The sequence below is a fragment of the Porticoccus sp. genome, from assembly GCF_041592135.1.
GTDB lineage: Bacteria > Pseudomonadota > Gammaproteobacteria > Pseudomonadales > Porticoccaceae > Porticoccus.
The window spans coordinates 1-10072 of the sequence record NZ_JBFHQR010000086.1 but is presented as its reverse complement, the minus strand read 5'-3'; the positions used below and the strand labels follow the sequence as shown (position 1 = coordinate 10072).

9 protein-coding genes are annotated in these 10072 nt (G+C 62.2%); 1 reads left to right on the top strand and 8 read right to left on the bottom strand.

Annotated features, from left to right (window positions below; genetic code table 11):
• The 7 genes from ABY948_RS08545 to ABY948_RS08515 all read right to left on the bottom strand — a co-directional run.
• Nucleotides 1-349, bottom strand: a 349-nt coding sequence (locus ABY948_RS08545) for a DNA gyrase subunit A (RefSeq protein WP_461482111.1), incomplete at its 3' end; no start/stop codon positions are given.
• 35 nt (nucleotides 350-384) lie between these two features.
• Nucleotides 385-3225: a DUF748 domain-containing protein gene (locus ABY948_RS08540; protein WP_461482110.1), complete on the bottom strand. Its 2841-nt coding sequence runs from the start codon at nucleotides 3223-3225 to the stop codon at nucleotides 385-387.
• Between the two features lie 74 nt (nucleotides 3226-3299).
• Nucleotides 3300-5183: a DNA topoisomerase IV subunit B gene (gene parE / locus ABY948_RS08535; RefSeq protein ID WP_461482109.1), complete on the bottom strand. Its 1884-nt coding sequence runs from the start codon at nucleotides 5181-5183 to the stop codon at nucleotides 3300-3302.
• The gene (locus ABY948_RS08530) at nucleotides 5176-5760 is read right to left on the bottom strand and encodes a YqiA/YcfP family alpha/beta fold hydrolase (RefSeq protein ID WP_461482108.1); all 585 of its coding nucleotides are present in this window, start codon (nucleotides 5758-5760) and stop codon (nucleotides 5176-5178) included. Before ABY948_RS08530 ends, parE begins: the two co-directional genes overlap by 8 nt.
• A gap of 102 nt (nucleotides 5761-5862) precedes the next feature.
• Nucleotides 5863-6657, bottom strand: a complete 795-nt coding sequence (locus tag ABY948_RS08525) for a phosphodiesterase (RefSeq protein ID WP_461482107.1) — start codon at nucleotides 6655-6657, stop codon at nucleotides 5863-5865.
• Between the two features lie 73 nt (nucleotides 6658-6730).
• Nucleotides 6731-7198 (bottom strand): DUF1249 domain-containing protein, encoded by a 468-nt coding sequence (locus tag ABY948_RS08520; RefSeq protein WP_461482106.1) that lies wholly within the window; start codon nucleotides 7196-7198, stop codon nucleotides 6731-6733.
• A 58-nt stretch (nucleotides 7199-7256) separates the two neighbouring features.
• The gene (locus ABY948_RS08515) at nucleotides 7257-7862 is read right to left on the bottom strand and encodes an NUDIX domain-containing protein (protein ID WP_461482105.1); all 606 of its coding nucleotides are present in this window, start codon (nucleotides 7860-7862) and stop codon (nucleotides 7257-7259) included.
• A 160-nt stretch (nucleotides 7863-8022) separates the two neighbouring features.
• Between ABY948_RS08515 and ABY948_RS08510 the strand changes: the two genes are divergently transcribed.
• Complete coding sequence (locus ABY948_RS08510) at nucleotides 8023-9432, top strand: TolC family outer membrane protein (protein ID WP_461482104.1); 1410 nt, start codon at nucleotides 8023-8025, stop codon at nucleotides 9430-9432.
• On the opposite strand, the gene ABY948_RS08505 is transcribed toward ABY948_RS08510, so the two are convergent.
• Nucleotides 9404-10072: glycosyltransferase (locus tag ABY948_RS08505; RefSeq protein ID WP_461482103.1), on the bottom strand; the 669-nt coding region annotated here is incomplete at its 5' end. The genes ABY948_RS08510 and ABY948_RS08505 overlap by 29 nt on opposite strands.

Here is a 10072-nt window from a genome sequence, read left to right as displayed (position 1 = left end):
CATCGGAAGAACCCCAGTTGCCCTGGCCGTCGATCAGCGGGTAGCGATAGGAAAACGGCTGCGCCATCAGCACCATCGCCTCGTAGGCGGCGCTGTCGCCGTGGGGGTGGAACTTGCCGATCACATCGCCCACGGTGCGGGCGGACTTCTTGTATTTGGCGGTGGACTTCAGTCCCAGCTCGCTCATGGCGTAGACAATGCGCCGCTGCACCGGCTTCAGGCCATCGCCCACATGGGGCAGGGCGCGGTCGAGAATCACATACATCGAGTAATCCAGATAGGCCTTTTCCGCATAGTTGCGCAGGGCGATCTGTTCGATGGCTGGGTTGATAGGGGTCGTTTCGGTCATAGGTTGCTCAGTTATTGGTGGGAACGTCCTAGGGTTTATTGTCCAATGGAAATGGCCATTTCCGGCGCGCTGTTTCGCGCCTGCTCGAAGGCCACCGAACAGGGAATCACCTGACCCGGTTTGACCCCGGCATCCACCAGGCGCGCCTTGGCGACCTCGGTGCGTTGATTCGCCAGAGCCACCATGGCCACCACCTGCTCGGCGGTAATGACCGGCTCGGCGGCGGCCTCCTTGTCGGTTTTGTCCGGAGTTTTCTCAGCGGCGGTGTCCGCCTGATCCTGTTTGGCCTGCTCCGGGGCAAAGCTGGTTATCCAGTCCTGCCTGGTCGCCGGGGCACAGAACACCAGATGCAATTGCTGGCGGCTTTGCAGCATCTGCGCCAGTTTGTCGAGATTCGCCACAGCGGGGGCATCCAGTTCGGCGCTGGCCGGCGCGAAGGCCACCGGCTGGAACGCCAGACTGGCCAGGCTGTCCTGCACCAGCGATTTCGCCAACAGCCCGAAGGGCAGGTAATAGTTGATCACCGTTTCGCCGATCACCTTGAACAGCACCTTGCCGATAATGTGGTTCAGGGAGAAATCCGGTGAGTGAATATTGCCGCCGATGGGCAATTTCAGCTCGATCATGCCATCGTTATCCCGCAGCAAGGCCAGGGCAAATTCCAGCGGCACCCCCAGCTGTTCGGCGCCCTCCGGCAGATCCGCCGCGGGAATGGCAGAGACCTCCAGCTTGTTGAAGCGGGTGGTCACCAGGGCGTCGATCACATCCTGGCGCACCTTCACATCGATATCCGCATCCAGGGTGCCCTGATCCAGGTGATAGCCGATATATTTGCCCGCGTAGCCGGACAGGTTCCGCACATCCAGGCCATTCAGCTCACCGCCAATGGCGGTATTCAGGGTATCGCCAAAGGGCGCCAGGTCACCGGCCAGTTTCAGGTAACCGAAGCGATTGACCCCCAGTTTGAGGCTGACAGCCCCTCCCTCGGCGGGGCGGCTAGCATCCAGCTGGCGGATGACCAGGTCCAGCCCGGAAAACTGTTGTTGCAGGGGCGGCGAGACGCTCTTGTCCTGTATCCGCAACTGGCCGTTTTCACCTATGCGCAGTTCGCCGAGCCTGATCCGCAGCGGTGCAGTGTCCCGGGCTGCGGGTTGTGCAGTCGCATCGCCCGACCCAGCGGCGGGCGGACCGCTCAACGCCGCCAACTCGGTCAGCATTAACAATTCACCCTTGGCGCTGCGGTGCAGAAACAGCTGCGGATCGGAGATATCGAGGCGCTCAAGCCCAAGCTCTTCAGCCCCTTTTGATAAGCCCGCCATTTCCAGTTCGGGCACGCTGACATAGTGTGTCACGCCGGCAATGGCGGTGGCGGGCGCCAGCAGTGACAAGGTGTTGACGACCAACCGATCAAGCCCGAAAGAGGTATCCTTGAAATGCAGTTGCTGCAACTGCAGGCGCTGCAGCGACAGCAGTTCGCGGTCGGCATCGACCCGGATGTCGGCGGTAGTGAGCTGCCCCAGGGAGAAGCCCATGGCGGGCTGCTCCGGGGAGCTGCCCGCTGTGGCTTCCGCCGACGGCTGTTGTGGGGCGGGGCTGAGCTGAGCCAGCAATGCCGGGGCAAAGGCTAATCCCCCCTGTTGGTCGGCCTGGAGGTGAATTCGGGTATTCCCCAGCGACAGCCTGTCGATGGCGATGTTGTCGCCCGCAGACAGGCCGGTAAGGGCCAGTTTTTCGAGCACCAGCGCATCATCCGTACCGGGCAGCACGCCGAGCTTGCCAAACTGTAGCCGCGCCAGGGAGATGTCCGCTCCCTGCAGGGCAAAACCTGCCACATCCAGCCCCGCCAGTTTCAGCAGGGGGCGGTCGGAAGCCACATCGAGTCGGACCAGGTCAAACTGTTGCAACGCCACCTTGAGGGGGCTGGCCGACGCATCCACAGCGCTCGCGTCGGGTGCCGACGGGGGCGCCAGCTCGCCGACCCTGGCCAGCAGGGCGGGCGCAAAGGCCAGTGCACCGGACGCGTCCGGTTGCAGCTGGACGGAAACGCTATGCAGTGACAACTGCCCGGCGCTGATCGCCTCCGCGACCGACAGCTCCTCCAGGGACAGGCTGTCCAGCAACAGGGCCTGGGCCGTGTCGGGCAACAGCGCCAACCCGGTGAGGTGCAGCTCCCCCACCTGCCAGCTGGCCATATCCGGGCTGGCAATGTCTGTCGCGGTCAGGGAGTCGATGGCGGCGAGGGACAGGGGATGGTGACGATCAGACCATTGCAGGTCGGTCAGCTGGAGGCCGGGCAGACTGAACATGCCCGGATCCCCGAGTCCCAGCTGCAGCTCGCCCACCTGGGACAGTTCGCCCAGCGACGCACACTGACTCGCCAGCCGCTCATTCCGCTCATTGACCCGGGCATAGCAGAAGCTCAGGTCGTGTAATTCGAGCTGCTCCAGCGACAGACGCTGGAGCGCGGCGGAATCGGACTCTTCATTGACTGACTGGTCCGACTCGCCGAGTGGTATCGGGATACCGCCCACCCGCAGGATGCCCGGACCGGTCACCAGATCCACCGCCAGGCCATCCAGCGAGACATTCTCCACGCGCAGCCACTGTTGCCGCAAGGGTCGCCAGGCGATGTTCAAATGGAGTTCATCGAGCGCCAGCCGCTCGCCATTGGCGGCCTCGATCTTTACGTCGTTGATCTGCACGGCGCCCAGCACGGGGCGAATATCCACATAGCCGATGGAGGCTTCCAGGCCCTGCTGTTCGAGCCAGGCGACGGCCTGCCAGCGCACCACAAATGGCAGCAGCGTCACCACCACCGCCAGCAGCACCGCCAGGGCAATCAGCCCCACTTTTGCCGTCTTGAGTAGCCACTTCATGTGTTAACCCCTCCTCTAATGTCGCTGCCGAACCTTCCCTCAACAAAGACTAGGCAGCCTCACTACCGCGCACGCTACACATCCGCCAGATTGCCGCGACTTTCCAGCCACTCCTTGCGATCCGGGGCGCGCTTTTTGGCCAGCAGCATGTCCAGTAGGCTGTTGGTATCGTCCCCCGCGGCGATGGTCAGCTGCACCAACCGCCGGGTATCCGGGTCCATGGTGGTTTCCCGCAGCTGGATCGGGTTCATCTCGCCGAGTCCCTTGAAGCGCTGCACATTGACCTTGCCGCGCTTTTTCTCCGCCTCAATGCGATCGAGAACGCCCTGTTTCTCGCCCTCGTCCAGGGCGTAGTAGACGTCCTTGCCGACATCGATACGGTACAGCGGCGGCATCGCCACATAGACATGCCCCGCGCTCACCAGCGGCCGGAAATGCCTCACAAACAGGGCGCACAGCAGGGTGGCGATGTGCAGGCCGTCGGAATCCGCATCCGCCAGGATACAGATCTTGTGGTAGCGCAGCCCGTCCAGGTCGTCCGAGGCCGGATCGATACCCAGCGCCACGGAAATATCGTGCACCTCCTGTGAAGAGAGGATTTCCTGGCTGTCCACTTCCCAGGTGTTGAGGATCTTGCCGCGCAGCGGCATGATCGCCTGGTGTTCGCGGTTGCGGGCCTGCTTGGCGGAGCCCCCCGCCGAGTCGCCCTCCACCAGGAACAGCTCACTCAGTTCCGGGCTGTCGCTGGAGCAATCCGCCAGCTTGCCGGGCAGGGCCGGACCCGCGGTGACTTTTTTGCGCGTCACTTTCTTGCTGGCGCGCAGCCGCCGCTGGGCGTTGTTGATACAGAGTTCCGCCAGCCGCTCGGCATCCTCGGTGTGCTGGTTCAGCCACAGGCTGAACGCATCCTTGACCACCCCGGAGACAAACGCCGCCGCTTCGCGGGAAGACAGTCGCTCCTTGGTCTGACCGGAGAACTGCGGATCGGTGAGTTTGGAGGAGAGTACAAAACAACACTTGTCCCAAATATCGTCCGGGGTCAGTTTGACACCCCGCGGCAGCAGGTTGCGGAACTCGCAAAACTCCCGCATCGCCTCCAGCAGACCGGTGCGCAGGCCGTTGACGTGGGTGCCGCCCTGGGAGGTGGGAATCAGGTTGACATAGCTCTCCTGGGTCAGGTCGCCGCCTTCCGGCAACCATTGCAGGGCCCAGTCCACCGCCTCGCTCTCGGCGGAAAAACTGCCCATGAAGGGGCTGTCCGGCAGCACCTCCCAACCGGCGGTGGCGCCGCGCAGGTAGTCCGCCAGGCCATCCTCATAGCACCAGCTTTCCGTTTCACCGCTGGCCTCATCCTTGAAGTTCACCTCCAGCCCGGCACAGAGTACCGCCTTGGCGCGCAGCACGTGTTTCAGCCGGGACAGGGAGTATTTGACGGTATCGAAGTAGCGGGGGTCGGGCAGAAAGCGCACCTCGGTACCGCTGTTGCGCTGCCCGCAACTGTCCACCACCGCCAGATCGGAAACTTTATTGCCCCCGGCAAAGCCCATGCGATAGACATTGCCGTCGCGGCGAATGGTGACCTCCAGCTTGCTGGACAGGGCGTTGACCACCGACACCCCCACTCCGTGCAGACCGCCGGAGAACTGGTAGTTCCTGTTGGAAAACTTGCCGCCGGCGTGCAGGGTGGAGAGGATCACCTCCACCCCCGGCAGCCCCTGCTCGGGGTGGATATCCACCGGCATGCCGCGACCGTTGTCCGCCACCGACAGCGAACCGTCCCGGTACAGCACCACATCGATTTTGCTGGCGTGGCCGGCCAGGGCTTCGTCGACGCTGTTGTCGATCACCTCCTGGGCCAGGTGGTTGGGGCGGGTGGTGTCCGTGTACATGCCCGGCCGCTTGCGAACCGGGTCGAGCCCCGTGAGAACTTCAATATCTTCTGCGGTGTATTTATTCATGTATCCCCGATGACAACTGCAAGAATTCAAAAATGGCGGGCAGGTGCCGCTCGTAGTGCTGGAAGCCGTGGTCGCCCCCCGGTTCGACGGTCATGCGGCAACCGGTGTAGCGGACTTCCGCCTGTCGATAATCCAGCACTTCATCACCTGTTTGCAACAGCACCCAGTAGCGTTCGCGGTGCAGCGGCGTCGCCACCTCCAGCTGGCGCACCGCCTCCACATGGCGCCGCTCCAGCACATAGCGCTCGCCGGTGTGGTAATTGGTGTTTTCCCCCAGGTAATCCAGCATCAGCTCATAGGGTTTCACCGCCGGATTGACCAGGACCGCGCTGACCCCATACTGCTCGGCCAACCAGGTGGCGTAATAGCCCCCCATGGAGCTGCCCACCAGCCCCACCGGTTGATCGAGCTGCTCGATCAGCGTCTGCAATTGCCGGATGGCGAGATCGGGCTCGTTGCTGAGCCGGGGACAGAAAAAGGGGAACCGGGGATGCCGCCGGGACAGCCACTCGGCCGTCTGGCAGGCTTTCAGGGAGGCGGGGGAACTGTTAAAACCGTGTAGATAAATTAACGCCATGCCCTACCGCAGCCCCCCTCACCAGATGTCCCGGATTATAGCGGCATAAAGCGGCGGGAAAGAACCGCCCCCGGACAGGTTTCGACCCGCCCGGGGGTAAAATCAATAGCCGATGCAGTGGCGGTCAACCTGCTGGGCATCCCCGCCGACAAATTCGACACCCGTGTCGATGGCGCCATCGGCGCGCAGATGAATCCAGCGGTAACCGGGGGGTTGTTCACAGAGGTCGAATTCATCACTGCCCGGCGCGAACTGAAAGCAGGTGGAGGGAGCGCTGTAGACGGGAATGCCCGCCCAGCGGGTTGCATTGCCCTGGTGCACATGGCCGCTGAACAGCGCCCGCACCTGGTCAAAACCGGCCAGCAGTTCCGCCAGCGCCCGATGATTGGCGATGCGCTGCTGGTCGAGCCAGTGACAGTTGATTTCCGCCGGGGGGTGATGGACAAACAGTGCCACGTGGCGGTCGCGGCAGTTTTCCAGCAACTGCGCCAGCTCGGCCAGCTCCCCGTCCGCCAGCTGCCCGCCCACCCTGCCCGGCACGGCGCTGACAAGGAAAATCAGCACCCAGCCGTTAAGCGCCACCAGCCGCCGGAACGGCTGCCGCATGACACCCTGCATCAAACTGAAATTATCGTGGTTTCCCGGCAGCCAGGCGAACGGCGTACCCTCGGGCATCGCCCTCTCAAACAATTCATAGGCCGCGCGCTCGCCGTCGGCGGCAACATCCCCGGTCACCGCCACCAGATCGCACGCCGGCAGCTGGTTTTCAAGGCGCGCCAACACCCGACGGAAGCTCTGGGAGGTATTGATCCCCGCCAGGGTGAAACGGTCATCGGCGCCCAGGTGACAATCTGACAACTGGATTACCCTGACGACCCCGTCATCTAGCTTTTGCAAAGACAATTCCCTTCTCCCTTCACTGAGATAACCCGGGGCCAGCACCTTTCAAAGCACCAGTACCTGTTGACCGTTAGGGAGCTTCGCCAAACAGGGGTTCGGGGTAGTAACCCCGCGCCAGGCAGTGGGACAGCCACTCACCGAGGAAGCGGTTCCACTGGGCCTTTTCGTCCTGTTGGTGCATCTGTTGATTGGGGTAGCCATAGCGCGGCTGGATATGCCTGAAACCATCACATGACAACACTTCTGCCACCCGCGCGTCGTGATACAACCTCAACATCAGTACCGGCAGCCGGAACCAGGGGTTGTCTCTCCCGGTGCTGGCGACCTGACTCAGCTCGATGAGGGTGGTGTAGCGGGTGTGTTCCCGGACCAGCAAGCGCAGTTCGTGATCACTGTCGTGACTGAGACCCAATCTCCGCTCTGCCGCCTCCTCCATCATGTCGGGAAACAGCTTCATGAGGCGGAGATAATTGGCATCACATTCCGCCATGTATCCCCTCAGGTCGACTTTGTAGCGCATTTTGATTTTCTCAGTCACCGTACTGATTCACATTTTGTCCAGTTGCCTTGAGCACAATAAAAAACAGCATAGTGCATCACAGAAAACGTTGTCGATTGGTTCTCAGCCACATCAGGCTGATGGTGGTGGCCGCGTTGTTGTAGCGCCCCTTGTCAAACCACTCAAACACCTGGTCTTCGGGCAGCACATGCAGCCTGATATCTTCCGACTCGTGATCCAGTCCATACAGTCCTCCGGCATTTGACAGGTCGACCAGCGCACAGAACAGATACATTCGCTCGCTGCTGCCACCGGGACTGGTCCAGTAATCGCAGATGGGAATCAATTCACCGGCCCTGATGCCCGCCTCTTCCCATATTTCACGCCGGGCCACATCCTCCAGATCCTCGTCGGGCTCCGCCATGCCCGCCACCACCTCAAACAGCCAGGGACTTTGCCGTGCGCCGAGCACCCCGATGCGAAACTGTTCGGTCAAACCGACCAGGGACCGCTGCGGGTCGTAGAGCAGCACTCCCACGCAGGCATCGCGCTCAAACAGTTCCCGAACAATGGGCTTCGACCAGCCTCCGGCAAACAGCCTGTGGCGCAACCGCAGGCGGGCCATTTTGAAAAAACCCTGAAACACCGTTTGACGTTCCAGCACTTCGACATCGGCATCAGTGAACTGGTTTTGTTGTGACATCTCTTATTCCACAGGGCAAATTAGCTCTAGCGCTCTCCACCGTCTTCAACCGTTGAGAGGCTGTGTTTTAAACCACCCTACACAGCGGCTCTGCCTCTGTCCAGCCCGACAAAATCTGCTAGACTCAGCAGCTTTCCAGCCATTTGACGAAGGACTCGCAATGCGTTTTCCCACACTCATACTCCCCCTGCTTGTCGCCCTCACGGCCCCGGCGGTATTGGGGAGCACTCTCTCCGACATCTATGAGAAGGCGGTACAGAACGATCCGCAATTACGCGCTGCCCGGGCCGCCTATCTGGCCGGTCAGGAATCGGAAAACATCGGTCGGGCCGGCTTGTTGCCTCAGATCAGCGCGGTGGGCGAGTATCAGGAAGACGAATACAAGGGTTCCAGCACCACCACCCTGAGCGACAGCTTCAGACCCGGCCGCAAAGGGCAGACGGATACCGACACCAAGGGCTACACCGTGGCCCTGACACAGCCCATCTTCGACCTGCCGGCCTGGTTCAGCTTCCAGCAGGGCAAGGCCCTCAGCGAACAGGCGCGGCTACAGTTTGCCGCCGACCAGCAATCGCTGATCCTGCGCTCCGCCGATGCCTATTTTGAAGTATTGCGCGCCAGGGAGAACCTGGAAACCGCACAGGCCCAGGAAAAAGCCATCCAGCGCCAACTGGAGCAGACAAAAGAACGTTTTGAAGTGGGGCTGCTGCCGATCACGGACGTGCACGAGGCCCAGGCCGCCTTTGATAATGCCCGGGTCAACACCCTGGAGGCCCGCGGCGCCCTGGATATCGCCTTTGAGGGCCTGACGGTGCTCACCGGCGAACCCCACCAACAGTTGGCGGGCTTAATGCCCAACTTCCCCGTGGCACCCCCTGAACCCCTGAACCGGGAAGACTGGGTGCAGTTTGCCCTGCAAAACAATTTCAGTTTGCAGGTAGTCCGCTACCAGCGCGAGGCGGCGGATGAAAACGCCAAATCGAAGAAGTATGAACACGCGCCGACCCTGACGGGCTCACTGTCCTACTACGACAATCAGTCCAACAGCGAATTCAGGGGGATAGACGCGCAGTCCAGCAACTTCTTTGTCAGTCCCTCTGCAGCGGATCAGGAGGGCCAGGCCGTCGCCCTGCAACTCAATGTGCCGATCTTCACCGGCGGACTGGTCAGCGCCGAGCGCCGCCAGGCCTACCAGCAGTATGTGCAGGCCGAGGAGATTTTTGTCGGCGCCCAGCGCAACACCGTGCAGCAGGCCCGCTCGCAGCACCTGCTGGTGGTGACCAATTCCGCACGGGTCAAAGCCCGCGACCAGGCGATCACCTCTGCGGACAGCGCCCTGGAAGCCACCCAGGCGGGCTATGAGGCCGGCACCCGCAATATCGTCGATGTGCTGCTGGCCCAACGCAATCTCTTCCAGGCGCGGCGGGACTACGCCAATGCCCGCTACGACTATATCGACAGCCTGCTGCGGCTGAAGGAAGTGGCCGGCCAGTTGAGCCCGGAGGATATTTACCAGCTCAACGCCTGGCTGGACCCCGCCATCAGCGTGGTGAAAGCTGGCGTTCAATAACCGCCAATAATTTCTCCAGCGCCCCGCGATTATTTTCCGCCACGGATCTGGCCGCCGCCCCCATGCGGGCGGCGGCATCCGGTGAAGCCAGCAACTTGGCCACTGTTGCGGCGATGGCCCCGGCGTCCTCACAGATCACCATCCCGCCGGCCTCCAGCAGCAGCCTGGATGCCTCGGCAAAATTAAACAGCTGCGGCCCGCTCAACACCGGCAGCTGCCAGGCCGCGGGTTCAATCAGGTTGTGGCCGCCCACCGGCACCAGACTGCCGCCCACAAAGGCGATATCACAGGCGCCGAAAAACAGCAGCAATTCACCCATGGTATCGCCGAGCAGCACCTGATCCGACAGCGCCGGCGCAACCGCGCGGCTGCGCCGCGCCAGCGTCAGTTGCCGTGCGCCACAGAGTTGCGCCACCTCGTCAAACCGCTCCGGGTGTCGAGGCACCAGCACCAGCAGCAAGTCGGGATACTGTTTCAGTAATTGGGCAAAGGCATCCAACAGGATGTCATCCTCACCGCGATGGGTGCTGGCCGCCAGCCATACCGGCCGCCCGGCGGCACCGCGCCACTGACGGCGCAACTCTTCCGCCCGCGCTCTCAGCGCGCCGTCGAGGTCCAGGTCAAACTTGATATTGCCGGT